The organism is Hydrogenophaga sp., from assembly GCF_025699295.1.
GTDB lineage: Bacteria > Pseudomonadota > Gammaproteobacteria > Burkholderiales > Burkholderiaceae_C > Hydrogenophaga.
In genome coordinates this window covers 151,275-175,184 of sequence record NZ_JAILWB010000005.1, presented here as the reverse complement: position 1 = coordinate 175,184, position 23,910 = coordinate 151,275, and the positions used below count along the sequence as shown (strand labels likewise).

Genomic DNA, 23,910 nt, shown 5'->3' with positions numbered 1-23,910 from the left:
GGCGCGCGCCTCCGACACTGGCGTGCAGACACCACATGCAGCCATGGATCCCGACACGCCCGACTTTCAGCCCGAGCCGTTTCGCGGTTCCAACCATGCGCCGCTTGACCCCGAGACCGAGGCCGACATCATCGTCATCGGCGCCGGCCCGGCCGGCCTGGCGGTGGCGGCCTGCCTGGTGCAGCGCGGGCACTGCCCGCTGGTGCTGGAGCAGGCGCGGGAACTGGTCCCGTCCTGGCGCCACCACTACGAGCGCCTGCACCTGCACACCGTCAAGACCCATTCCGCGCTGCCCGGCATGGCGTTCCCGGCCAGCGCGCCGCGCTACGTGCCGCGCCAGGGGGTGGTGGACTACCTCGACGCCTACGCGCGCCGCTTCGGTATCGAACCCGAGCTGGGCGTGCAGGTGCTGGCCATCGAACCCCGGCAGCGGGGTCACGGCGCGCCCTGGCAGGTGGCGCTCAGCGATGGGCGCCAGATCTCGGCCAACCACGTGGTGGTGGCCACCGGCGCCAACCGCCGCCCGCGCGCGCCGCAACTGCCGGGACAGGACGCGTTCGAGGGGCGCATCCTGCACAGCCGCAGCTACCGCAACGCGCAGCCCTTTGCCGGCCAGCGCGTGCTGGTGGTCGGCATCGGCAACACCGGTGCAGAGATCGCGCTGGACCTGACCGAGCACGGCGTGCGCACCGCGCTGTCGGTGCGTTCACCGGTGAACATCGTGCGCCGCGATGTGCTGGGCCGCCCGACGCAGCTCTCCAGCCTCATGCTGGCCCGGCTGCCCACGGCCCTGGGGGACGCGCTGGCGGCGCTGTTTCGCGACCTCACTGTGGGCGACCTCAGCCGCTACGGCCTGCACACCGCGCAGGTCTCGCCGCTGCGCCAGCTGCGCGAGGAGGGCAGGACGCCGATGATCGACGTCGGCACCATCGCGCGCATCAGGAACGGCGAGATCCAGGTCTACCCCGGTATCCAGTCCCTCAGCGCTGGCAGCGTGCGCTTCACCGATGGCAGCGAGCACCCGTTCGACACCGTGCTGCTGGCCACCGGGTACGACGCCGCGCTGGACGAGCTCTTTCCCTATACGCGGCTGGCCCTGGACACACGAGGCATGCCCGGCGAGGTCAGCCCTCAGGGCGCGCTGCAGGGTCTGCACTTCGTGGGCTTCGACGTGCGCGAGCCCGGCGGCCTGTTGCGCTCGATTGCCGGACAGGCGCAGGACGTGGCCGAACGCATCTCGGCGCAACCCGCACAAGGAGGCCACCGTGCCCAGCACCCACACCCTTGAACGCTTCATCGCCATGGTGGAGCGCAACGCGCACGACGAGGCCATCGAAGCCTTCTACGCGCCGCAGGCCAGCATGCAGGAAAACCAGGGCGCGCCGCGTGTGGGCCGCGACCAGCTGCTGGCGAACGAGCGCAAGGTGATGGCGCGCGCGGTGTCCATTCACTCGCGCTGCGTGCGCCCGGTGCTCGTCAATGGCGACCACGTCGTGATCCGCTGGGTTTTTCGCTTCGTCTGGCAGGACGATTCGGTCACCGAGATGGAGGAGATCGCCTGGCAGCAATGGGAGGGTGACCGGATCGTGGCCGAACAGTTCTTCTACGACCCCGCGCAGCTCACTCCCCAGCCCCCGCCGGGCGCGTCAGTGTGATTCCCGCGCCATCGGGCGCCACCTGGCTGCGCGCTGCTCAGAGCACCGTGAAGCAGTCGATCTCGACCCAATCGGGCCGGCGCACGCCCACGCCCACGAACAGGCGTTCGTTGATCCAGGCCAGCGACGGGGCGGCCGTCTCGAAGGTGGGCGCGCAACGGAAGTAGACCTCGGCCGGGTCCACCGGCTCGCCACGGATCAGCCGGGCCGTGGTCTCGGCCGAGGCCGAGCGGATCGCGCGGTTGTGCACGTAGATCAGCTCGCCCGCGTCGGTCTCCAGCACATAGCGCGCATCCAGCTGGGCCAGCGTCGGCGTCACGATGGCCTGGAAGTCGGCGCCGCCGGGCAGCACGCGCGCGGTCCAGCCGTCGCCGCGTGCGTCACCGCCCAGGATGGCGATGATCCTGCGGTTGCCCGCGGGCGTCTGCCCGACTTCGTGGGCCGGCGCGACCTGCACCTTCAGCGTTGCGAAGAACGCCAGCGGCGGTGGGGCGGGGTGGGACATGCCGCGGGGGTGGGCGGTCACGCTCATTGATTGGCGCGGAAACCTGTGGCCTTGACGACCTGCGCCCAGCGCGCGGTCTCCGCGGCGATGGTGGCGGCGAACGCGTCGCCGTTTTCCTGCGGCACGTCAAAGCCCTGCGGCTCCAGTTTGGCCTTGAGTTCGGCGCTGGCCTGGGCCTTCACCGTGGCGGCCCGAATCTGGTCCAGCACCGCCTTGGGCGTGGCAGACGGCGCCACCAGGCCAAACCAGATGGTGGAGCTCAGGTCCGGGTGGCCCAGCTCGGCCAGCGTCGGCACATCGGGCATGAACTTCGTGCGCTCCTTCGAGGTGACGGCAATGGCGTTGAGCTTGCCGGCCTTCACCTGCGGCAGCGCCGCCTGCAGCTGCGTGAAGCCCAGCGGCACCTGGCCACCCAGCAGGTCCGCGATCTGCGGCGCGCTGCCCTTGTACGGGACGTGCACCATGTCCAGCTTCATGCGTTCGTTGAACTGGAAGCCGAGGAAGTGCGACGGCGTGCCCGGGCTGAACGAGGCATACGCCGCCTTGCCCGGGTTGGCCGCCGCCCACTTCGCCAGTTCGGGCAGCGTCTTCGCCGGCACCGACGGGTGCGTCACCAGCACCAGCGGGCTCTCGATGCCCTTGGCGATGGGCGTGAAGTCCGATTGCTTCCAGCGCAGCTGGGGATAGACCGACGGGTTGATGGTGAACATGGCCTGCGTGCTGATCCACAGCGTGTGGCCGTCGGGCGCCGCGCCGTGCACGTATTCGGCACTGAGGTTGCCGTTGGCGCCGGCCTTGTTCTCCACGATGAAGGTGCCACCGGTGAGCTTGGCGAGCTGATCCGCCAGGGCGCGGCCGTAGACGTCGACCGAACCGCCCGGTGGCGTGCCCACCACCAGCGTGACCGGCTTGCTCGGCCAGGTCTGGGCCAGGGCCTGTGGCGCGGCGACGGCCGCCACCAGGGCCAGCAGGGCCGTGCCTGCGACACGGGAGGTGGGCGATGAAAAGAGGGTGGTGTGCATGGATGTCTCCTGGGCTGTGCGGGCGTGAACGTCGAATCTATGCCCGGACCGCTTGATTGACCAAACCAACTATCCTCAGGGTATTCACCCAGTGGAGCCGACGACGTGTCCGAACCTCTGCCCGCGCCACCGGACGCGGCAAGCGAACTCTTCCTCTACCGCCTCACGCGCCTGCAGGCGGTGGCCGTGGCTCCCGTGGGCCGCCTGTGCCAGGCGCGTTATGGCGTCTCGCGCCGCGAATGGCGCCTGATCGTCATGCTCGCGCGGCACGGCCCCGTGCTGTCGTCCGAGCTGGCGGACTTCGCGCAACTGGACCGCGCGCGCACCTCGCGCATCGTCACCGCGCTGCTCGACAAGAAGCTGATCGCGCGCGACGTCATCCCCAGCGACCGCCGCCAGGCCCGCGTGTCGCTGACCGAAGAAGGCCGCGCGCTGTACGCCGAATTCCTGCCGGTGGTGATCGAACTCAACCGGCAGTTGCTTGCGGTGCTCGCACCCGGGGAGATCGCCCAGCTCGACAGCCTGGTCGCGCGCCTGGCCGAACGCGCGGCGCAGAACCTGCAGGCGCTGGATCTGCCGAAACGCCGCAGCGGACGCGTGGCGGGGCGGCGCTAGCCGGGACGGCTTGACGCAATAGGGCAAGTGTCCTAGTATCCGTAGGACGTTTGCCCTAGGTGCTCCGGAGACTCACCCACCATGCCCCATGCCACCGCCGAACCCCGCACACGGGAGCGCATCGTCGAGGCCGCCGACGCGCTCTTTTACCGGCGCGGTTTCGAGAAGACGTCGTTCGCCGACATCGCCGACCAGGTCGCGATCTCGCGCGGCAACTTCTATTACCACTTCAAGACGAAGGACGACATCCTCGCGGACGTGATCGCGCTGCGCGCCGCACGGACCCAGGCCATGCTCGATGCGTGGACGGGCCATGCCCCCACGCCGCTCGCCCGCCTGCGCTGCTTCGCGGACATGCTGATCCGCAACCGCGAGGACATCCAGCGCCATGGCTGCCCGGTCGGGACGCTGTGCGCGGAGCTGGCCAAGTCCGACCACCCTGCCCGGGCCGACGCGATCCACATCTTCGGGCAGTTCCGCGGCTGGTTGCGCGCGCAGTTCGAGGCGCTGGGCCGGCACGCCGACGCGGATGCGCTGGCGATGCACCTGCTGTCCCGCAGCCAGGGCATTGCCTCGCTGGCCAACGCCTTCCACGACGAGGCCTTCATCCGCCACGAGGTCGAGCTGATCGATGCGTGGCTTTCGTCGCTGGCGCCGGCGCCGGCCGCCGCGCGCAAGCAAGTCCGCAAGGCCCATCGCTCATGAACCCGGGAGGCCCCATGTTCATCGTTTTCCTGAAGTTCGGGTCCCACCGTGCCCAGGCAGGCCAGTGGATGGCCGACCACAACCAGTGGATCCAGAAAGGTTTCGACGACGGCGTGTTCCTGATGACGGGATCGCTCGGCAACGCGCAGGGCGGTGTGGTGCTCGCCGCCAACGTGGACGAGGCCGGCCTCCAGCGCCGGATCGAGCAGGACCCGTTCGTGGTGCACGGCGTGGTGTCGGCCGAAGTGCATGCGGTGACGCCGTCGCGCATGGCGCAGGGCCTGGCCGCCCTGCAGCGCGGCGCCGACGCGGCTGCGGCATCCGCATGAGCACGACCCTGCCCGGGAGCGACGGCCAGCCCCGTTGCCGCTGGTGTGCCGCGGCCCCGCAGTTCGAGGCGTACCACGACCACGAGTGGGGCTTTCCTGTCGCCGATGACACGCGGCTGTTCGAGAAGCTCTGCCTGGAGAGCTTCCAGTCGGGTCTGAGCTGGCGGACCATCCTCGACAAACGGGACAATTTCCGGCGGGCCTTCTGCGGCTTCGACTTCCATCGGATCGCGGATTTCGGCGAACCGCAGGTGGCCGCGCTGCTGCAGGACGACGGCATCGTTCGCCACCGGGGAAAGATCGAGGCGGTCATCCACAACGCGCGCTGCGCCGTCCAGCTGCAGGCCGAGCAAGGATCGCTGGCCGCCTACTTCTGGCGGTTCGAAGTGGACCCGGCCGAGGCCGCCCTGCCGCGCCAGGACGGCGTCGCGCCGCAAGCCCTTGCGCTGGCCAGGGACCTGAAGAAGCGGGGCTGGAAGTTCCTCGGACCGACCACGGTCTACGCGTTCATGCAGGCAATGGGCCTGGTGAACGACCATGCGCCGGGATGTGTGGTCTCACAGAGCGTGCGGCAGGCTCGGGCCGCTTTCAGGGCACCCGCCTGATCGCGGGGCCTGCGGCGGTTTTTCATTCGGGCGCGCGCTTGCCTGCCTGGCGCTTTCCCCATTGTTCGGCCCATTCCGAGAGCGGTTTGAGGGCTTTCGCGAGCCGCCGCCCCTCGTCCGTCAGCCGGTAGCCCCCTTCGCCATGCGCGACAAGGTCGGCCTCCCGCAACTCGGTGAGGCGGGTGTTGAGCAAGCGGGTGTTGGTCTCGCAGGCGTCCTGCAAGGCCCTGAAGGTCAGTGGCTCCCCGCGGAGCTCCCACAGCACGCGCAACGCCGTGCGCCGGCCGAGCAGGTCCAGCGCGACCATGATCGGGCGGCCGGTGGTGGAGCCCCGGACCGGTTGGCCTGTTCGTGGAATCTTCATGCTTTACTTTATACAGCATCAAGACTACGATCCGCGCAAACTGTGAAACAGGAGCACACATGCCTGCACGTATCGAACCCGCGCTTCCTCCGTTCGACGACAACGTCTCGGTGGCATTGGACCGTGTGATGAAGGGCCAGCCGCCGTTGCGCTTGTTCACGACCCTGGCGCGCGATCCCCGTCTGTTTCAGAAGTTCTTCGCCGGCGGCCTGCTGGACAAGGGCAACCTGAGCCTGCGCCAGCGTGAGATCGTGATCCACCGCACCACCGCCCTGTGCGGGTCCGAGTACGAGTGGGGCGTCCACGCGGCCATCTTTGCCGGCCACGCCGGCCTCACCCAGGCGCAGCTCCGGAGCACGGTCAAGGGCTCCGCGGAGGACGCCTGCTGGTCGGACGAGGACCGGGTCTTGCTGCGCCTGTGCGATGCCCTGCACGAGCGGTGCGACATCGACGACGGGCTGTGGGCGCTGCTGCAACAGCATTTCACCGGGAACGCCATCATCGAATTGCTGATGCTCGCGGGCTTCTACCGCACGGTGAGCTACCTCACCAACGGGCTGCGCATGCCGGTGGAGGAGGCCGCGGCGCGGTTCCCGGCCTGAACGAACGGTTCTCGCTCAGCGGATTTGCGCGGCCAGCGCCACCGCGTCCGCGCCCGCCGGGTAGCGCAGCGTGGGCGTGGTGTCGTTCGCGGCCCGCCACACGGCCTCGGCCACGTCCTGTTCGCTCGTGACGGCGGTGCTTTGTCCCAGCTGCGCGAAGACGGACCGGGCGTAGTCCGCATAGGCTTCGGGGATCAGGCCCTGCATGCGCTCGGCCCCGTTGGCGGTGAACCGGGTGGTGGGTGCGTAGCCCGGCTGGACCAGCTTCACCTGCACGCCGAAGGCGCCCAGCTCCAGCGCCAGCGATTCGGTGAAACCTTCGATGGCGGTCTTGCTGGCGGTGTAAGCCGCCACCAGCGGCATCGGGGCCAGCGTGGTGCTGGAGGTGACGTTCACCACCCGCCCCGCGCGCCGGGCACGGAACTGCGGCAGCACCGCCTGGGTCATGGCCATGGTGCCGAAGGTGTTGGTCTCGAAGATGTCGCGCACCGTGGCCATGGGCGTGGCTTCGAGCGCGCCGAAGAGGCCCAGGCCGGCGTTGTTCACCAGCACGTCGATGGGGCCGGCGGCGGCCAGCGCGCTGGCGATGCTCTCGGGCCGGGTCACGTCCAGCGGCAGCACGTGCAGTCGGGGCGACCGGGGCAGCAGGTCGGCGCGCGGGGTGCGCATGGTGGCGAACACCTGCCAGCCCCTGGCGTGGAAGTGGCGGGCGGTCTCCAGGCCGTAGCCGGAAGAGCAGCCTGTGATCAGAACGGTTTTCATGGTGGAACTCCTGTGGGTGACTGGATGGGGAATGGCGCAACGATACCGGCGGCATTCCGGATTTCATACAATCAAAAGTCCATAATTAATTTGCAGGAGTACGGCCATGGTGGATCCGCTGGCAGACGTCATCGCCTTGTTGCGGCCGCGCGCGGTGTTCTCCAAGGTGATCAGCGGCGCCGGTGCCTGGGCCGTGCGCTACGCGGCATTCGGCCAGCCGAGCTTTTGCACCATGCTGGAAGGCGCGTGCGTGCTGTCGGTGGACCAGCAGGCGCCCGCCGCCCTGGAGGCGGGGGACTTCGTGCTGATGCCCGCCACGCCCGGGTTCACGCTGTCCAGCCCCGAGCCCGCCGTGCCGGTGTTCCTGGACCCCGCGACAACGCAGGACGGCACCGGTGAACTGCGCCACGGGCGGCGCGAGGGCCCGCCCGAGGTGCGCATGCTCGGCGGCTATTTCGCGTTCGACGCGCCCGACGCCGCGCTGCTGGTCTCGCTGCTGCCCGTGCTGTTGCACGTGCGCGGTGTCGAGCGCCTGTCGATCCTGGTGCAGCTGGTCAGGGACGAGTGCCTCGAAGCGCGCACGGGCCGCGAACTGGTGCTGGGCCGGCTGGTGGAACTGCTGCTGATCGAGGCGCTGCGCGCCTCCCCGCAGGAGCATGCGCCACCCGGTCTGCTGCGTGGCCTGGCCGACGCCCGGGTGGCCGTGGGGCTGCGCCTGATGCACGAAGACCCGGCCCACACCTGGACGGTGGATGCGCTGGCCCGGGAGGCCGCGCTGTCGCGCTCGACCTTCTTCGAACGGTTCTCGCGCGCGGTGGGGCAGCCGCCCATGGAGTACCTGCTGGCGTGGCGCATGGCACTGGCCAAGGACCTGCTCGGTCGCGGTGACATGGCGATCGTCGAGGTGGCCGAGCGCGTGGGCTACAGCTCGGCCAGCACCTTCAGCACGGCGTTCAGCCGCTTCGTCGGGCAGCCACCGGGCCGGTACGCGCGACGGCACCATGTGCCGGCCTGAACGAAGCCGTGCCCGCACCGGGGTTGCCGCACGCCCTTCACCTCAAGAGGCGGGCGTCTGCCGCTTCACGCGGGCTCGGCGCGGCCGCCGCATCAACCGGTACGCCACCGGCACCACCAGCAGCGAGAGCAGCGGCGCGCTGATCATGCCGCCGATCATGGGTGCAGCGATGCGTTGCATCACTTCGCTGCCCGTGCCCATGCCCCAGAACAGCGGCAGCAAACCGGCCACGATGGTCGCCACCGTCATGGCTTTGGGCCGCACCCGCAGCACCGCGCCTTCGCGGATCGCCTCCAGCAGCGAAGGCTCGTCGGTGCGCCCGGCATCCAGCCGCTCCTGCCACGCCTGCTTGAGGTAGAGCAGCATGATCACGCCGAACTCGGCTGCCACACCGGCCAGCGCAATGAAGCCCACCACGCTGGCCACCGACAGGTTGTGCCCCAGAAGCCACAGGAACCACACACCGCCCACCAGCGCGAACGGCAGCGTGGCCATGATCAGCAGCGCCTCGTCGAAGCGGCGAAAGATCAGGTACAGCAGCACGAAGATGATCAGCAGCGTGAATGGAACCACCAGCTTGAGCTTGGCCGTGGCGCGCTCCAGGAATTCGAACTGCCCCGACCACGACACCGAGTAGCCGGCCGGCAGCACCACCCGATCGGCCACCGCGCGCTGCATGTCGAGCACCGCGCCGCGCAGGTCGCGCCCGCGGATGTCCACGTACACAAAACCCGCCAGGCGCGCGTTTTCGCTGCGCAGCATGGGCGGCCCTTCGGTGATGCGCAGGTCGGCCACGTCGGACAACACCAGGCGCTGGCCGCCGGGCGCCACGATGGGCAGTGCGCGCAGCTCGGGCAGCGAGTTCCGCAGTTCGCGCGGGTAGCGCAGGTTGATCGGGAAACGCTGCAGGCCTTCCACCGTCTCGCCGATGTTCATGCCTCCCACGCTGCCGGCCACGATGTCCTGCACGTCGGCGATGTTCAGACCGTAGCGCGCCGCGTCGCTGCGGCGGATGTCCACGTCGATGTAGCGCCCGCCGGTCAGGCGCTCGGCCAGCGCGCTGCTCACCCCGGGCACGTCCTTCACAGCGCGCTCGATCTCGCCGGTGAGGCGGTCGATGGTGCCCAGGTCGGGCCCGGCCACCTTCACGCCCACGGGGCTCTTGATGCCGGTGGCCAGCATGTCGATGCGGTTGCGGATCGGCGGCACCCAGATGTTGGACAGGCCCGGCACGCGCACGGTGCGGTCGAGCTCTTCGATGAGGGCTTCGGGCGTGAGGCCGGTGCGCCATTCGCCTCTGGGCTTGAACTGGATCGTGGTCTCGAACATCTCCAGTGGCGCGGGGTCGGTGGCGGTCTCGGCGCGCCCGGCCTTGCCGTACACGCTCTGGACCTCGGGGATGGTCTTGATCAGGCGGTCGGTCTGCTGCAGCAATTCGGCCGCCTTGGCCACCGAAAGACCGGGCAGTGCGGTGGGCATGTAGAGCAGATCGCCTTCGTCCAGCGGCGGCATGAACTCGCTGCCCAGCTGGCGCAGTGGCCACAGGCTGGCCAGCAGCACCAGTGCCGCCACCACCAGTGTGAGCTTCGGCGCCTTCAGCACCGCTTCCAGCACCGGGCGGTAGAGCACGATCAGCGCGCGGTTCAGCGGGTTGGCGGTCTCCGCCGGAATGCGCCCGCGAATCAGGTAACCCATGAGCACCGGGATCAACGTGACGGCCAGACCGGCGGAGGCCGCCATGGCATAGGTCTTGGTGAAGGCCAGCGGCGCGAACAACCGGCCCTCCTGCGCTTCCAGCGTGAACACCGGGATGAAGCTCAGCGTGATGATGAGCAGCGAGAAGAACAGCGCAGGCCCGACCTCGGCCGCGGCGTCGCCGATCACGCGCCAGCGCGGCTCGCCCTGGAGTGTTTCGCCCGGGTGCTGGTGCGCCCAGCGCTCCAGGTGCTTGTGGGCGTTCTCGATCATCACGATGGCCGCGTCCACCATGGCGCCGATGGCAATGGCGATGCCGCCGAGCGACATCACGTTGGCGTTGATGCCCTGCTGCTGCATCACGATGAAGGCCATCAGCACACCCAGCGGCAGCGAGATGCTGGCCACCAGAGCGCTGCGCAGGTGGAACAGGAAGGCCAGGCACACCAGCGCCACCACGATGAACTCTTCCAGCAGCTTTTCACCCAGGTTCTTCACCGCGCGCTCGATCAGGCCCGAGCGGTCGTACACCGGCACGATCTCCACGCCCGCCGGCAGGCTGCGCTGCAGCTCGGTCAGCCGCGCCTTCACCGCTTCGATGGTCTGCAGCGCGTTCTTGCCCGAGCGCATCACCACCACGCCGCCCACGGCCTCGCCCTCGCCGTCGAGCTCGCCGATGCCGCGCCGCATCTCCGGGCCGGTCTGCACCCGCGCCACGTCGCCCAGGCGCACCGACACGCCGGCGCTGCTGGTGATGAGCGGGATGGCGCGGAAGTCGTCCAGTGTCTTCAGGTAGCCCGTGGCGCGCACCGCGTACTCGGCCTCGCCCAGCTCCAGCACCGAGCCGCCGGCCTCCTGGTTGCCGCGCGCAACGGCCTCGGCCACCATGGCCTGCGTCACGCGGTAGGCCGCCATGCTGTCGGGGTCGAGAACGATCTGGTACTGCCTGACCATGCCGCCCACGCTGGCGACCTCGGCCACGTCGGGCACGGTCTTGAGCTCGAAACGCAAGAACCAGTCCTGCAGGGCGCGCAGCTGCGCCACGTCCTGCCCGCCGGTGCGGTCGACCAGCGCGTACTGGTAGATCCAGCCCACGCCGGTGGCGTCGGGCCCCAGAGAAGGAGTCACGCCGCGCGGCAGGCGCGCCTGCACCTGGTTCAGGTACTCCAGCACGCGCGAGCGCGCCCAGTACGGGTCCACACCGTCTTCAAACAGCACGTACACGAAGCTGTCACCGAACATCGAGAAGCCGCGCACCGCGCGCGCGCCCGGCACCGAGAGCATGGTGGTGGTCAGCGGGTAGGTGACCTGGTTCTCCACGATCTGCGGTGCCTGCCCGGGCCAGGTGGTGCGGATGATGACCTGCGTGTCGGAGAGGTCGGGCAATGCGTCCAGCGGCGTGCGCTGCAGGGCCACCACGCCCCAGGCGCTCAGCAGCGCGGTGGCCAGCAGCACCAGGAAACGGTTGGCCATGCTCCAGCGGATCAGGCCGGCGATCATTGGCCAGGCTCCGGTGCGACGCGCTGCAGGCGGGTGATGCGCGGCACATCGCCGTCCTGCATCTCGAACTCGATCCGCAGCCGGTCACCGGCCTCCAGGTCGCGTGGTTGCTGCGAGCGCGGTGGCAGCTGGAAGTCCATCTGCATCTGTGGCCACTTCAGCGCCGGGATGGGCGGGTGCGTGAGTGTGACCGTGTCGCCGCCGAGCGCATCGATCACCGCGTCGGTGGTGTAGCGCTGTTGGGTGGAGGGAGGTGCGGGCTCCTGGTTGAGACGTGCTTCGAGTCCGCGCAGGCTGGCCTCGGAATCGATCAGGAACTGGCCCGAGAGCACCACGCGCTGGCCCATCTGCAGGCCCGCGCTGATCTCGGTCTGCCCGCCCACCTCCAGGCCTGCGGTCACCTCCACCGGGCGGAAGCGCCCGCCGTCCTCGGCCACCATCACCACGCTGCGCCGCCCGGTGTGGATGACTGCGTCGCTGGGCACCAGCAAGGTCGCTGTGGTCTTGGGGCGGTCCAGCCGCATGCTCACCAGCATGCCCGGCACCAGCTGCCCCTGCGGGTTGGCCAGTTCCACCCGCGCGCGGATGGTGCGCGTGACCGCGTCCACCTCAGGTAGCAAGGCCTGCACCCGGCCTTCAAAGGTCTGGCCCGGCGCGCCGGGGCTGGTGGTGCGCACGCGCGCACCGGGCCGTAGCAGCGCGGCCTGGCTTTCGGGCACGGCCCCCTCGGCCCACACGGTGCGTGTGCGCTGCAGGCGCATCAGCGTCATGCCCGGAATCGCGGTGGCACCCTCGCGCACCAGGAGTTCGCTCACGATGCCGGTGAAAGGCGCAATGAGCGTGAAGCGCGGCTGCACCTGGCCGGAGGCCACCACACGCTGGATGTGCGCGGGCTCCATGCCGGCCTGGCGCATGCGCTGGCGCGCGGCATCCTGCAGTGTGTCGGTGCCGTCGCCGCTGAGGCGGGCCAGCGCCAGGTACTCCTCCTGCGCGGCCACCCAGTCGGGCACGTACAGCTCGGCCAGCGGCGCGCCGGCGGCCACGCGGTCGAGCGCCGCTTTCACATGCAGCTTTTCCACGAAACCCATGGCGCGCGAACTCAGCACCACCTGCTCGCGCTCGTTCCAGGCCACGTTGCCCACCGCCGTCACTTCCGACACCAGCGAGCCCTCCACCACGGGCGCGGTGCGCAAGCCCAGGTTCTGCTGGATGCGCGGGCTCACCGTGACGCTGCCGGCATCCGCCGCATCGCTGCCGGCGTAGCGCGGCACCAGCATCATGTCCATGAAGGGCGACTTGGCGGGGGCATCGAAGTTCTTGCCCGGCACCATGGGATCGTGGTAGTTCAGGATGCGCCGGCCGGTGACCGGGTCCACATCACCGGCCTTGAGCGCATCGCGGATGTGGCGGCGCGTGGCGTCCTCGCCTTGCGGGATGGTCCACAGCGACGGGTCGTCGGTGGCTGTGGCACCGGTGGTGATGGCTGCCACGGGCTGAGGCGTGGTCTGGCCCATGCCCTGCTGCATGCCCAGCCACCAGGCGCCAGCGCCCACGGCAACGAGCGCGGCCACGGTGGCCAGTGCAATGAAGGATGTTTTCGGGTTCATGGCTTCACTCCTGTCGCGGTGTCGGGGACCAGGTATTCGAGTTGCGCCCACAGGCCGGCGGTTTCACGCTCCAGCGCCAGACGCTCCAGCGCCAGGTTCAGCGCATCACGGCGCGCCTGCAGCACGGGGCCCAGGCCCTCTCGCCCGCCCCGGTAGGCGGCCAGCGCCGCGTCGACACGTTGCACCGCCAGCGGCTGGCGCTGCGCATCCAGGTAGGCCAGGCGGTCCAGTCCCGCCTGCCATGCCTGCCGCCAGCGCCGCACTTGCAGCGCCTGTTCGCGGGTCTGCTCCTCGCGCTCCGCCTCCAGCTCGTTCACGCGAGCCAGGCGCGCGGCCAGCTCCCGTTGCTGGCGCCGCGGCCTGTCCCACTGCAGCGGCACCGACACGCCGAAAGACACCATGTCCGGGAACCGCGAGCCGCGCTGGCTGTACATGAGTTCCGCGCTCCAGTCGGGCTTGAAGTCCTGGCGGGCCACCTCGGCCTCGGCCCGCGCCAGGGCTTCACGGGCCTGCAGCGCAGCGACGTCGGGCAGGCGGTCCAGCGCGCCGATCGCCGTCGGGCTGGACCTGTACGGTGGTGCATCCGCCAGTGGCTGGTCGGGCGAGCCGCCGGTGAACCGCGCCAGCGTCAGGCGAGCGTTGGCATGCTCGGCCTGTGCGCCGATCAGGCCCTGTTCCAGCTGCGCTAGCGCCTCGCGCGCGCCCAGCGCGTCGGCCGTGGAGCCACGCCCTGCGCGCAGCGCGGCCTCGGTGGTCTGCACCAGCACCCGCGCCTCGGCGATCTGTGCCAGCAGCACCTGCAATCGCTGCTCTTGCAGGCGGCGCTCCAGCCAGGCCTGCGCCACCTCGGTCTGCAGCAGGGCCACCCGCTGCGCGCGCTCGCTCAGCGCCACCTCGGCCTCGCGCTCGAAGCGCTCACCCCGGGCCCGGCGCTTGTCTGCGCCGGGCAGGGTCTGCATGAGCGCGATGGAGCGCATGGTCATGAAGTCGCGTGTCGTGCTGAGGCGATCCGGTCCACTCGCGGGCAGGTTGTCCAGCGACAGGCGCAGCACCGGGTCGGGCCGCTGCGCGGCGGCCACCGCCATCTCGCGCGCGCCCTGTGCGGCGGCGGTCGATGCGTCGAGACTGCGCGAATGCGCCAGGGCCGCGTGCACCGCGGCACTCAGGCTCAAGGGCTCGCCGGTGGCGGGTGTGACCACGGCGAGCCAACCCGCGAAGGCGAGCACCGTGCGGGCAAGAAAAGTCGAAGGGTGTTCCATGTCTGAGCTCCGGAGCGGGCACGCCCGGGCTCAATGGCTCCGGCAACGTGCAACAGCAGCACCACCGGCGGGTGGGCTGCGCCTGGCGGCGGATCAGACGGAAGTGGGAGGGCGCCAGAGGCGCGAAGTGGATCCCTCGGGCGGGCTGCGCCAGGCGGGGGCGCGAGGACCTGGATCGACCTGGGACGGGAACGTCATGGGCTGGAAGGGCAGCATGCCGGTCACGGGTGCGCCGCAATTCTGGACACTCTTGCAGGGCTGCCCCGTGCGCTCGAAGCTGGCGAGGTCGTTGCAGCAGTCACCCATGTCCGCGACCAGGGTGCCTGTCTCGCCGCTGCTGTCACCCTCCACGGCCATCCACCCGTGCATGGGACAGGGGGGCGCTGGCACCTGCGCCGCTGCAACGCCCTGCAGGGGCAGGAGCAGACAGAGCACGAGGGCGAGCAGGCGGCGCATGGGCGGATTCTATTCCGTGGCATCCACAGGCCATGCCTTGGACGGGCCTTCTGCAGGAGCGGTGTGTTGCCCTGGAAGGGATGTGCGACGCGGGGGCAATACTCAGGCGCTTGCGCCGGTGGCGCCGAAGCTCGCCACCGCCTTCAGGATATCCCGATGCAGGTTGTCCGCGCAGGGTTGGGTCAGGCCACCGGCAATGGGGGTGGCGAGGCTTTGGCCGTCGCCGCGCAGCGTCAGCGAGAAGCTGCGCGCGGCTTGTCGTCGGCCGAGGCCGCGCCCGACCATGGCCGAGGTGGACACGCCATTGCGCCCTGGCATGAGCGGGTCTTCGCTGACCTTCACGCCGCCCAGCATCACGTCCAGCTCGGCAATGCGGTCCAGCGGCAGGCTCACGTCGTCGCTGTGGATGCCTTGCGGTGAAACCGAAATCGCCACCGGCTTGCGGTCCAGCGCGCCGGGCAGCACGATGATGCCGACGACAAGAAAGTACAGCGCCATGCCGAAGTACATCATCCAGATGGTGTACACGCCCCACATGGCGACGAAGGCGCACAGCGGCAGGGGTACCAGAATCGCCAGCCAGGAGGCGCGCGCGGGGGTCACCTCATACATGTAGCCGCCACGCGCCGGGTCGTCGCGGCGGGTGAAGTCGGATGTGGTCTTGTTGGTGGCGGTGCGCAGCAGGTTCAGGCCGCCCCGGGGCGCCGCGAACGCGAAGAACACCGCCAGCGCGACCACGAAGCCGGTGAAGCCGCTGCCCAGAATGCCGCCGGTCACGCGCTGGATGGCGTTGCCGAACATGAACAGCAGCGGGAACACGATGTTGATCGCCAGCAGCGCGATCACCACCCACAGGAGCACGCGCTGCCACATCGGGCGCTGACCGGAGAAGAGGGAGAGGCGTTGGGCGGGCGGCTGCTGTTCCATGCGGCTGGGCTCCTTCAGGTCGGGTGCTGGAAAAAAGATGAGCGCGATCCTAACCACACACGGGCCTTTGGCAAAGCCCGGCCAGCATGCCCGGGCTCAGCCCGCCGGCGCCACCTGCTGCGCCAGGAACACCTGGTGCAGTGTGATCTTGCGCACCTCGACCTGGCTGGCCTGGATGTGCGCGCGCAGCAGCAGGTCGGCGCGGTCGGCCCTGCGCGCGATGATGGCGCGCAGGATCTTGGCGTGTTCGTCGTAGGTGGCGTCGATGCGCATCTGCTTGAGGAAGTCCAGCCGGCGGATGATGCGGATGCGCTCGGTCACCTCGTGGTGCACGCGCGCGAGTTCGGCGTTGCCGGCGGCGCGCACCAGGGTCTCGTGAAAGGCTTCGTCCCACGCCGCCACCTGCGTGGCGTCGCTGCTGCGTTCGGCCACCGGCACGAGCCAGCGCTCTTTCAGGGCTTCGAGCAGCGGCGCCGACGCGCCCACGTCCTGCTGGCACAGGCGCTGCACGGCGGTGGTCTCCAGCACCATGCGCAGGTCGTAGAGCTGGTCGAACTTGTCGAAGTCGAACGGCAGCACGCGCCAGCCGCTGCGGAACATCACCTCCACCAGCCCTTCCTGCTGCAGGCGGAACAGCGCCTGGCGCACCGGCGTGCGCGACACCTCCAGCCGGCTGCAGATCTCGTGCTCGGAGAAGCGGTCGCCCGGCACGAGACGGAAGTCGGCGATGTCGCGCTTGAGCTGTTCGTAGACCTCGTTCGCGCGCGAACGGTGGGCCGGCGCCAGGGGTGCGGTGGCGCTGCTGCGGCGTTGGGGTGTGGTGGGCACGGGGAAACTCTAGCAGTTCAGGCGGACCGCAGGGCTTCGAGCAGCTGGGTGCTGTTCGCCGTCCAGCCGATGATCGCGCCCTGCGCGCGCAGCATCTCCACGGCGGCGGCCTTGAAGTGCGGGAAGTAGCTCTCGGTGCAGTCCTCCAGCAGCAGGCAGTCGTAGCCGCGGTCGTTGGCTTCGCGCATGCTGGTCTGCACGCAGACCTCGGTGGTCACGCCCATGAACAGCAGGTGGCTGATGCCCGACTGCTGCAGCAGCTCGTGCAGCGGCGTGGCGTGAAAGGCGCCCTTGCCCGGCTTGTCCAGCACGATCTCGCCGGGCAGCGGCGCCAGCGCGGGAATGATCTGGTTGCCGGGCTCGCCCGCCACCAGGATGCGGCCCATCGGCCCCGCGTCGCCGATGCGCAGGCTCGGCTTGCCGCGCAGGCGCTTGGCCGGCGGGCAGTCCGAAAGGTCTGCCTTGTGCGCCTCGCGCGTGTGCACCACCAGGCCGCCGGCGTCGCGCCAGGCGTCGAGCACGGCGCGGCAGGCTGGCACGATGGCTTCGAGCAGCGCCACGTCGTTGCCCAGCGTCTCGCCAAAGCCGCCGGGCTCGATGAAGTCGCGCTGCATGTCGATGATGACCAGCGCGGTGCGCGCGAGGTCGAACTCGTAGGCGAAGGGTTGGGCGTGGACGTGCATGGGCGTGCTCAGGCCATCAGGCTGACGTGCGCCGCGACCACGCGCCAGCCTTCGGGCGTGCGCACCCAGGTCTGGCTCTGGCGGCCGATGCGCTCGCTGCCCGCGCGGTGGAACTCGGTGTTGGCGGTCGCGAAGTCGCGTCCGTAGCTGGTGATGACGGTGCGACCCAGCGTGCGCGCCAGGCCCGCCGAGGGGCGCCCGGCGCGAAAGGCGCGGATCGCGTCGTAGCCGTAGAGGTTTTCCGTGGCGCCGTAGCGCAGGGTGTGCGGGCTGTTCCAGAACAGCTCGTCGAGCACGGCCACGTCGTTACCGACCAGCGCGACTTCGTAGCGTTCGAACGCGGCCGTGACCTCGGCCAGCACCTCGGGGATGTTGATGTCCATGGCTTACTCCCTCCCCCTCTGGGGGAGGGTTGGGGTGGGGGCAAGATGCGCCACGCCGGTCTGCGCCAGCGCCCAGCCGGCGCGCAGGGCCAGGTCTTCGCGCCAGGGCGCGGCAATGAGCTGCACGCCGATCGGCAGGCCGCCGGTGCCCGAGGGCCACAGCGGCGCGGCCACCACCGGGCAACCGGCGAACGAGACCGGCTGCGTGAGCAGGCCGATGGAGGGGCGGCAGGGAAAACGCTGGCCGTTGATCTCGATCCACTCGGTGCCGATGGCGGGCGCCGGCACCGGCGTGGCTGGCGCGATCAGCACGTCCCAGTCGCGGAACAGGGCGTTGACCTTGTCGCGGTAGACCCGGCGAAAGCGCTGCGCGCGCACGTACCACGCGGCGGGCTGCAGCGCGCCCGAGATGAAGCGGTCCACCGACAGCGGCTCGAATTCGGCCGCCTGCGTGCGCAGGCGCTGCAGGTGCAGGGCGCCGCCTTCGCTGGCGCTGACGATGAAGGCCGCCGCGCGCGCCTGCGCCGCATCGGGCCATTCCACCGTGGCGCGCGCGCCCAGCGCGGCGGCGGCCGAGGCCACGGCGTTGCGCGCGGCGGTGTCGGCGTGTTCCACGAAGTAGCCCTCGAGCACGCCGACGCGCAGACCCTGCACGCCCAGGCCGATCGAGCGCGTGACCGGTTGCACCGAAGTGGCGAAGCAGCCCGGGTCCAGCGGGTCCGGGCCCTGCAATGCGTCGTAGGCCAGGGCCAGGCCGTCCACGTCGTCGGCGAAGGGGCCGAGGTGGTCGATGCTGGCGACGAAGGGGTAGCTGCCGCGCCGCGAGAGCCGCCCGAAGGTGGGCTTGAGCCCCCACACGCCGCAGAACGACGCGGGCACGCGGATCGAGCCGTTGGTGTCCGACCCCAGCGTGAGCGGCACCTGGCCCGCCGCCACCGCCGCACCCGAGCCGCCCGACGAACCGCCCGCCACATGGTTCAGCCGGTGCGGGTTGTGGGTGGGGCCGTAGTGCGTGTTCTCGGTGGTGAAGCCGTAGGCGTACTCGTCCATGTTGAGCGAGCCCACCAGCACCGCGCCCGCGGCCTGCAGGCGCTGCACCAGCACCGCGTCGTCGCTGGCGGGCGGGTGGGCTCGGTTCACCTTCGAGCCCGCCAGCGTCACCTCGCCCGCGATGTCGAACAGGTTCTTCACCGCGAACGGCACGCCGGCCAGCGGGCCCAGTGGCTCGCCGCGCGAGCGCTGCGCGTCCACCCGCGCGGCCTGGGCGCGCGCGGCCTCGAAGCGCGTGCCGGTGAAGGCGTTGATGCGCGCCTCGGTCGCCTCGATGCGCGCGATGCTGGCGGCCAGCACCTCGGCGGCGCTGCGCTGGCCGCTGGCCACTGTCTGGGCGATCTGGCTGAGGGAGGGGGGCAGGCTCATGTCAGGCGTGGGCGCCGAACGGCGCCGGGCAATAGATCTCGGCCAGCTCGACCTCGTCGGCCAGCGGCACGGCGTCGAGCAGCGCGGCCATGGCGGCGGTGCGCTGCAGGTGCGCGGCCACGCGCGCGGCCTGGGCGGTGTCCAGATGCAGGTCCATGGCCACGGCGGCGGCCTGCACGTAGATGAGGGTTTGTACTTCGTTCATATGGACTCCGTTCGCACTGAGCCTGTCGAAGTGCTCGCGAACCCTTCGACAGACTCAGGCTGAACGGCCAAGGCGGTCACCGCCGCACCTCGCGCTGGAAGATCTCCAGGCTGCGCTTCTTGGCCGCGATGAAGCTGGCCTCGGAGAGCGTGGCCGTGGTGCGCGGGCGCGGGTCGTCGTAGGGAAGGATCTCGGCCACCTTGGTCGGGCGCTTGGTCAGCAGCAGCACCTGGTCGGCCAGGTACACGGCCTCTTCCAGGTCGTGCGAGACCAGCATCATGGTGGTGCCGGTCTGCATGAAGACTTCCTGCAGCTTCTCGCGGATGAACAGCGTCATCTCGAAGTCCAGCGCCGAGAAGGGTTCGTCCAGGAACAGCACCTCGGGGTTGGGTGCGAGCGCGCGCATGATGGACGCGGTCTGCTGCTGCCCGCCCGAGAGCTCGTAGGGGTAGCGGTTGAGGTCGAACTTGACGTCGAACGAGGCCACCAGCTCGGCCATGCGGCGGTCCACCTCGGCCTTGCTTTTGCCTTCGAGCTTGAGCGGGTAGGCGATGTTGTCGATGGTGCGCATCCACGGGAACATCGCTTCGCGGTAGTTTTGGAACACGTAGCCGATCTTGGTGTCCTTCAGGCTCTTGCCGTCGAACAGGATCTCGCCGCTGTCGATCGGGATCAGCCCCGCGATCATGTTGATCAGCGTGCTCTTGCCGCAACCGTTGGGCCCGAACACCGAGACGATCTTGTGCTTGGGAATGTCGAGGTCGAAGTTCTCGTACAGCGGCCAGCCGGCGAAGTACTTGGTCAGCCCGCGGATGGTGATGTGCGTGCCGGCCGGTCCGGGCTTGAATTCGGGCGCCGGCACATCGGCGTCGTACACGGGGGCATTCAGTACAGCGTTCATCTTCCACTCCAGTGCACGATCTTTCTTTCGATCAACAGAAAGAGGATGTTCAGCGCATAGCCCAGCGCACCCGCGGCCAGGATGGACGCGTACATGTCCTTCACGTTCATCACCTGCTGCGAGTTGATGATCCGGTTGCCCAGGCCGCTGTCGGCGCCGATGAACATCTCGGCCACGATCACGATCACCAGCGCCATGGACACGGCCGAGCGCAGGCCGACGAAGCTGGGCTGCAGGCTCTCCCAGACCAGCACGTCCTTGAACACCTGCCAGCGCGTCGCGCCCATCACCTTGGCCGCCATCACGCGCTGCTTGCGCGCGTTGATGACGCCGTAGGCGCTGTTGAACACCACGATGAGCAGCGCGCCGAAAGCGGCGATGGCCACCTTGTTGATGTCGGAGACGCCGAAGATCATGAGGAACAGCGGGATCAGCGCCGACGAGGGCGTGGAGCGGAAGAAGTCGATCAGGAACTCCACGCTGCGGTAGGCCTTTTCGTTGCTGCCCAGCAGCACGCCCAGCGGCATGCCGACCACGGCGGCGATCAGGAAGGCCTGAACCGTGCGCCAGACGGTGACCGCGAAGTCGCCCAGCAGCGGGCCACCGGCCAGGCCGCCGAGCAGCGCGCCCAGCGCGTCGACCGGCGGCGGCAGCAGGATGGCCTTGATGAAGCCCAGGCGCACCGCCAGGTCCCAGACGATGAAGAGCACGACCGGGCCCACGAAGGGCAGGGCCTTGCTCCAGTCGCTCTTGCGCGGTGCGCTCGTGGCGTCGGCACTGGCCGGTGGCGACCAGGGCTTGCCGCTTTCTGCGGGTGCGGTGGTGGTCATGCCGTCAGCCCTTGTAGAGCATGGAGTCGACCATCAGGCGCGAGCTGAAGATGCCTTTCTCGCTGAACAGGTCGAAGAACTTCTGGAAGTGCGCCACGTCGGCCGGGGTGAACTCGCTGTACATGGTGTACGCGGCCAGCGGCACCTCGCCGGTGAGCGCGCCTTCGATGGGGGTGTAGCCCTTGAGGTACTGGCGCGCCTCCACCGCCTTGGTGCGCACGTAGTTCACGCCCTTGCCGTAGGCGGCGACGAACTTCTTCGCGGCCTCCGGGTTCTTCTTGATGAACTCCGAGGACAGCGCGGCCGAGCCGCCGAACCAGGGCGCCATCGGGTCGCCGAGCACGTACCTCGCGATCACGCCGGGCTCCAGCACGCGGGTGGTGCCGTTCATGCGGCCGATGGTGCCCGTGGGCTCCAGGGTGTAGGCGCCGTCGACCTGCCCGGCGGCGAGCGCGGCCACGTGCTGGCCGATGGGCAGTTCCACCACCGTGGCGCCCACGGCGCCGCCGCGCTCGAGCACGGTCTTGGCCAGGGTCACGTTCTGGATGCCGGGGCCGCTGGCGATGCGTTTGCCCTTGAGGTCGGCCATCACCTTGGCCGGGCTGGCCACGGGAACGATGACCTCGTCGAGCACGTTCTTCACGTTGCTCGGGTTGGAGCAGAAGATCTTGAAGGTGCCGGGCTGGGCCAGCTCGCCGATGGCGATGTTGGCCGAGCCGGTGCCGTTGGCGGTAGCGTCGGCGCGGCCCGAAAGCACAGCCTCCATCACCTGCTGCGCGCCGGCGAACTTGAGCGCCTCGACGTCCAGCCCGGCTTCCTTGAAGTAGCCCAGCTCCACGGCCGAATAGAACGGCAGGCCGGCCGCGATGGGCCAGTAGCCCACGCGGATCTTCGGGCCGGTCTGCGCGCGCAGCACCGCTGGCGCGCCCAGCACGCCCAGGGCGACGCCGGCCACGCCGAGCTGCAGCACGCTGCGGCGGCGGGCCGAGACGGGGGACGGGGTGGTGGAGGGAAGGGATGTCATGGCAGGCTCCTGCAGGGTTTGAAAAAGGGAAGGAAGGGAACGGTGGAGGGTGTTCAGGGCGTGGCCACCGGGGCCGGCCGGGTGGAGGCGATCCAGGCGCGCCAGCCACCCAGGTGGCTGATGTCGCTGGCGCCTTGCAGCGCCAGCGGCTCGCACAGGAAGCCTTGCACGCTGCCGCCGTCGGCCAGCGCCAGCGTGCCGATGGACAGCGGCGCCGGCACCAGCGCGACGAAGCTGCCGTATTGCGCCAGCGGCATGCTCCAGATTTCGATCTCGATCGCCTGGCCCTCGCCGGGCGCCACGCGCAGCAGGCCGGGCTTGGGCGGCACGGTGCCGGGCAGGGCATAGAGGCGGTAGACCGGCGCGGTGTGCGTGCGGGCAAGCAGCGTGGCACCGCGTTCGGTGAGCTGGCCGTTGAGCGGCATGCCCGAGAGGTGGGCGCCCACCACCGCCACGCGCACATGGGGGGCCGCCGTCGACAGGCCCGGGATGGGCTGCATGGCCGGCAGCGGCGCGCCGGTGGCCCCCTGCGACAGGCCGCTGGCGTGGTGGAAGCGCTGGCCCAGTTCGGCGAGCTGCCAGTCCGAGCCGCAGCGGCCGATGAGTGTGATGCCGAAGGGCAGGCCGTCGGCGCGCAGGCTGGCGGGCACCGAGAGCGCGGCGTAGTCGAGCAGGTTGACGAAGTTGGTGTATGCGCCGAGCTGGCGGTTGAGCACCACCGGGTCGGCCTGCATGCGCTCGATGGTGTGGTGCGTGGGGGCGGTGGGCACGACCAGCAGGTCGATGCCCTGCCACAGCGCCTGCGCCTGCTGCGCCAGCGCGGCCAGCTGCGTCTGCGCGGCCACGAGGTCGGCCGCGCTGTAGCCCTTGCCGGTGGCGATGATGCCGCGCACCGGTTCGATCACCTCGGCCTCGCGCGCGTCGAAGAAGCCGCGGATCGCCTCGTAGCGCTGCGCCACCAGCGCGCTGCCGTAGAGCATGTCGGCGCAGGCCGCGAACGGCGTGAAGTCCAGCGGCACGGCCTCGCCGCCCAGGGCCTGCAACTGCACCAGCGCGCCTGCGAAGGCGGCGCGCGCGGCCTCGTCGCCGAAGAATTCGGGCTGCGCCGGCACGCCGAAGCGAAAGCGCGCGCCGAAAGGCGTGTCCGCCATCGCCAGCCTGCGCGAATACGGGTCGGCCGGGTCGAACGCCACGGCCGCGGCCAGCACGCGCGCGGCAGTGGCCACCGTGGTGGCGAAGATGGACACGCAGTCCACCGCCTGCGCCGCCGGCAGCACGCCGCGCGCGCTGATCAGCCCGCGCGAGGGCTTGAGGCCCACGATGTTGTTCAGCCCGGCGGGCACGCGCCCCGAGCCGGCGGTGTCGGTGCCGAGCGCGAAGTCCACCTGGCCCGTGGCCACCACATAGGCCGAGCCCGAGCTGGAGCCGCCTGACACGTACAGCGGGTTGACCGCGTTGGGCACCGCGCCGTAGGGCGAACGCGTGCCGCTCAGGCCGCAGGCGAACTGGTCCAGGTTGGTCTTGCCCTGCAGCGATGCACCAGCGTCGAGCAGGGTCTGCACCACGCTGGCGTGCGCGCCGGGAGTGCGGGCGAAGGCCGGGCAGGCCGCCGTGGTGGGCCAGCCGGCCACGTCGATGTTGTCCTTCACCGCGAAGCGCAGGCCTGCCAGCACGCCCGTCGCAGCACCGTTGATCGCCTGCGCGGGCCGGTGCAGCCAGGCCTGGGGCGCCAGCGCGCCAGTGAGGGCGGCGCGGAGGGGTGTGGCCGGGGGATTCGGGGTTGTGTCTTGCACCATGTTTAAGCATTCCATCTTGGATACAAGACAACATGCAAGTTGAATGCCAGCTTCGGGCGCCGTCTGTCCGCCGTCTGTGCGCCGGGGGTCTGCCGCCTGTCCGTGGCGGCGGCCCCCTGATCGGGTTTCCCCGCGCGCCAGGGCGTGAATCCCCCATCCGTGCCATCAAGTTTTCCCCGCACCCCGTCGAAGAAGCCTGTGCAAAGAAGCTTTTCCAT

General features: G+C 69.9%; 26 protein-coding genes. 8 read left to right on the top strand and 18 right to left on the bottom strand.

Annotation, left to right across the window (positions count from 1 at the left end):
• The first annotated feature begins 43 nt into the window (after positions 1 to 43).
• Positions 44 to 1,288 (top strand): NAD(P)/FAD-dependent oxidoreductase, encoded by a 1,245-nt coding sequence (locus tag K5880_RS06775; protein ID WP_297650087.1) that lies wholly within the window; start codon positions 44 to 46, stop codon positions 1,286 to 1,288.
• The gene (locus K5880_RS06770) at positions 1,266 to 1,655 is read left to right on the top strand and encodes a nuclear transport factor 2 family protein (protein ID WP_297650085.1); all 390 of its coding nucleotides are present in this window, start codon (positions 1,266 to 1,268) and stop codon (positions 1,653 to 1,655) included. The genes K5880_RS06775 and K5880_RS06770 overlap by 23 nt, the downstream gene beginning before the upstream one ends.
• A 37-nt stretch (positions 1,656 to 1,692) precedes the next feature.
• On the opposite strand, the gene K5880_RS06765 is transcribed toward K5880_RS06770, so the two are convergent.
• Both K5880_RS06765 and K5880_RS06760 read right to left on the bottom strand, forming a co-directional pair.
• Positions 1,693 to 2,160: a DUF3237 domain-containing protein gene (locus K5880_RS06765; protein WP_297650083.1), complete on the bottom strand. Its 468-nt coding sequence runs from the start codon at positions 2,158 to 2,160 to the stop codon at positions 1,693 to 1,695.
• Between the two features lie 23 nt (positions 2,161 to 2,183).
• Positions 2,184 to 3,182 (bottom strand): tripartite tricarboxylate transporter substrate binding protein, encoded by a 999-nt coding sequence (locus tag K5880_RS06760; protein ID WP_297650081.1) that lies wholly within the window; start codon positions 3,180 to 3,182, stop codon positions 2,184 to 2,186.
• A gap of 105 nt (positions 3,183 to 3,287) precedes the next feature.
• Between K5880_RS06760 and K5880_RS06755 the strand changes: the two genes are divergently transcribed.
• The 4 genes from K5880_RS06755 (at position 3,288) to K5880_RS06740 (ending at position 5,436) form a co-directional block, all read left to right on the top strand.
• Positions 3,288 to 3,797, top strand: a complete 510-nt coding sequence (locus K5880_RS06755) for a MarR family transcriptional regulator (protein WP_297650079.1) — start codon at positions 3,288 to 3,290, stop codon at positions 3,795 to 3,797.
• An 81-nt stretch (positions 3,798 to 3,878) separates the two neighbouring features.
• A complete protein-coding gene (locus tag K5880_RS06750; RefSeq protein ID WP_297650077.1) occupies positions 3,879 to 4,502 on the top strand; it encodes a TetR/AcrR family transcriptional regulator in 624 nt (207 codons plus the stop codon).
• A gap of 14 nt (positions 4,503 to 4,516) precedes the next feature.
• Complete coding sequence (locus K5880_RS06745) at positions 4,517 to 4,831, top strand: hypothetical protein (RefSeq protein ID WP_297650076.1); 315 nt, start codon at positions 4,517 to 4,519, stop codon at positions 4,829 to 4,831.
• Positions 4,828 to 5,436: a DNA-3-methyladenine glycosylase I gene (locus K5880_RS06740; RefSeq protein ID WP_297650074.1), complete on the top strand. Its 609-nt coding sequence runs from the start codon at positions 4,828 to 4,830 to the stop codon at positions 5,434 to 5,436. Before K5880_RS06745 ends, K5880_RS06740 begins: the two co-directional genes overlap by 4 nt.
• Before the next feature lie 22 nt (positions 5,437 to 5,458).
• On the opposite strand, the gene K5880_RS06735 is transcribed toward K5880_RS06740, so the two are convergent.
• Positions 5,459 to 5,800 carry a winged helix-turn-helix transcriptional regulator gene (locus K5880_RS06735; protein WP_297650072.1) on the bottom strand — a complete coding sequence of 114 codons (342 nt, stop codon included), beginning with the start codon at positions 5,798 to 5,800 and terminating at the stop codon, positions 5,459 to 5,461.
• Positions 5,801 to 5,859: 59 nt separating this feature from the next.
• On the opposite strand from K5880_RS06735, the gene K5880_RS06730 reads away from it, so the two are divergent.
• The gene (locus tag K5880_RS06730) at positions 5,860 to 6,402 is read left to right on the top strand and encodes a carboxymuconolactone decarboxylase family protein (protein WP_297650070.1); all 543 of its coding nucleotides are present in this window, start codon (positions 5,860 to 5,862) and stop codon (positions 6,400 to 6,402) included.
• A 15-nt stretch (positions 6,403 to 6,417) separates the two neighbouring features.
• On the opposite strand, the gene K5880_RS06725 is transcribed toward K5880_RS06730, so the two are convergent.
• Positions 6,418 to 7,164, bottom strand: a complete 747-nt coding sequence (locus K5880_RS06725) for an SDR family oxidoreductase (RefSeq protein ID WP_297650068.1) — start codon at positions 7,162 to 7,164, stop codon at positions 6,418 to 6,420.
• Between the two features lie 106 nt (positions 7,165 to 7,270).
• On the opposite strand from K5880_RS06725, the gene K5880_RS06720 reads away from it, so the two are divergent.
• On the top strand, positions 7,271 to 8,179 hold the full coding sequence (locus K5880_RS06720; RefSeq protein WP_297650066.1) for an AraC family transcriptional regulator: 909 nt from the start codon (positions 7,271 to 7,273) through the stop codon (positions 8,177 to 8,179).
• A 42-nt stretch (positions 8,180 to 8,221) separates the two neighbouring features.
• On the opposite strand, the gene K5880_RS06715 is transcribed toward K5880_RS06720, so the two are convergent.
• From K5880_RS06715 to atzF, 14 genes are all read right to left on the bottom strand, one after another.
• Complete coding sequence (locus K5880_RS06715; protein WP_297650064.1) at positions 8,222 to 11,374, bottom strand: efflux RND transporter permease subunit; 3,153 nt, start codon at positions 11,372 to 11,374, stop codon at positions 8,222 to 8,224.
• A complete protein-coding gene (locus K5880_RS06710; RefSeq protein WP_297650062.1) occupies positions 11,371 to 12,981 on the bottom strand; it encodes an efflux RND transporter periplasmic adaptor subunit in 1,611 nt (536 codons plus the stop codon). The genes K5880_RS06715 and K5880_RS06710 overlap by 4 nt, the downstream gene beginning before the upstream one ends.
• Positions 12,978 to 14,240 carry a TolC family protein gene (locus K5880_RS06705; protein ID WP_297650060.1) on the bottom strand — a complete coding sequence of 421 codons (1,263 nt, stop codon included), beginning with the start codon at positions 14,238 to 14,240 and terminating at the stop codon, positions 12,978 to 12,980. Before K5880_RS06705 ends, K5880_RS06710 begins: the two co-directional genes overlap by 4 nt.
• Before the next feature lie 93 nt (positions 14,241 to 14,333).
• The gene (locus tag K5880_RS06700; protein WP_297650058.1) at positions 14,334 to 14,696 is read right to left on the bottom strand and encodes a hypothetical protein; all 363 of its coding nucleotides are present in this window, start codon (positions 14,694 to 14,696) and stop codon (positions 14,334 to 14,336) included.
• 102 nt (positions 14,697 to 14,798) lie between these two features.
• The gene (locus tag K5880_RS06695) at positions 14,799 to 15,623 is read right to left on the bottom strand and encodes a hypothetical protein (protein WP_297650056.1); all 825 of its coding nucleotides are present in this window, start codon (positions 15,621 to 15,623) and stop codon (positions 14,799 to 14,801) included.
• A gap of 96 nt (positions 15,624 to 15,719) precedes the next feature.
• A complete protein-coding gene (locus K5880_RS06690; RefSeq protein ID WP_297650053.1) occupies positions 15,720 to 16,451 on the bottom strand; it encodes a GntR family transcriptional regulator in 732 nt (243 codons plus the stop codon).
• Between the two features lie 17 nt (positions 16,452 to 16,468).
• Positions 16,469 to 17,134, bottom strand: a complete 666-nt coding sequence (locus K5880_RS06685) for a cysteine hydrolase (protein WP_297650051.1) — start codon at positions 17,132 to 17,134, stop codon at positions 16,469 to 16,471.
• A gap of 8 nt (positions 17,135 to 17,142) precedes the next feature.
• On the bottom strand, positions 17,143 to 17,517 hold the full coding sequence (gene hpxZ / locus K5880_RS06680) for an oxalurate catabolism protein HpxZ (RefSeq protein ID WP_297650049.1): 375 nt from the start codon (positions 17,515 to 17,517) through the stop codon (positions 17,143 to 17,145).
• Between the two features lie 3 nt (positions 17,518 to 17,520).
• Positions 17,521 to 18,936 carry an AtzE family amidohydrolase gene (locus K5880_RS06675; RefSeq protein WP_297650047.1) on the bottom strand — a complete coding sequence of 472 codons (1,416 nt, stop codon included), beginning with the start codon at positions 18,934 to 18,936 and terminating at the stop codon, positions 17,521 to 17,523.
• Between the two features lies 1 nt (position 18,937).
• Entirely contained in the window at positions 18,938 to 19,141 is a 204-nt protein-coding gene (locus K5880_RS06670) for a DUF4089 domain-containing protein (RefSeq protein WP_297650045.1), read from the bottom strand.
• A gap of 76 nt (positions 19,142 to 19,217) precedes the next feature.
• Positions 19,218 to 20,042 carry an ABC transporter ATP-binding protein gene (locus K5880_RS06665; RefSeq protein ID WP_297650043.1) on the bottom strand — a complete coding sequence of 275 codons (825 nt, stop codon included), beginning with the start codon at positions 20,040 to 20,042 and terminating at the stop codon, positions 19,218 to 19,220.
• Positions 20,039 to 20,872 (bottom strand): ABC transporter permease, encoded by an 834-nt coding sequence (locus K5880_RS06660; RefSeq protein WP_297650041.1) that lies wholly within the window; start codon positions 20,870 to 20,872, stop codon positions 20,039 to 20,041. Before K5880_RS06660 ends, K5880_RS06665 begins: the two co-directional genes overlap by 4 nt.
• A gap of 4 nt (positions 20,873 to 20,876) precedes the next feature.
• Entirely contained in the window at positions 20,877 to 21,896 is a 1,020-nt protein-coding gene (locus K5880_RS06655; RefSeq protein WP_297650039.1) for an ABC transporter substrate-binding protein, read from the bottom strand.
• 53 nt (positions 21,897 to 21,949) lie between these two features.
• Positions 21,950 to 23,692 (bottom strand): allophanate hydrolase, encoded by a 1,743-nt coding sequence (gene atzF, locus K5880_RS06650; protein ID WP_297650037.1) that lies wholly within the window; start codon positions 23,690 to 23,692, stop codon positions 21,950 to 21,952.
• Between the last annotated feature and the right edge of the window lie 218 nt (positions 23,693 to 23,910).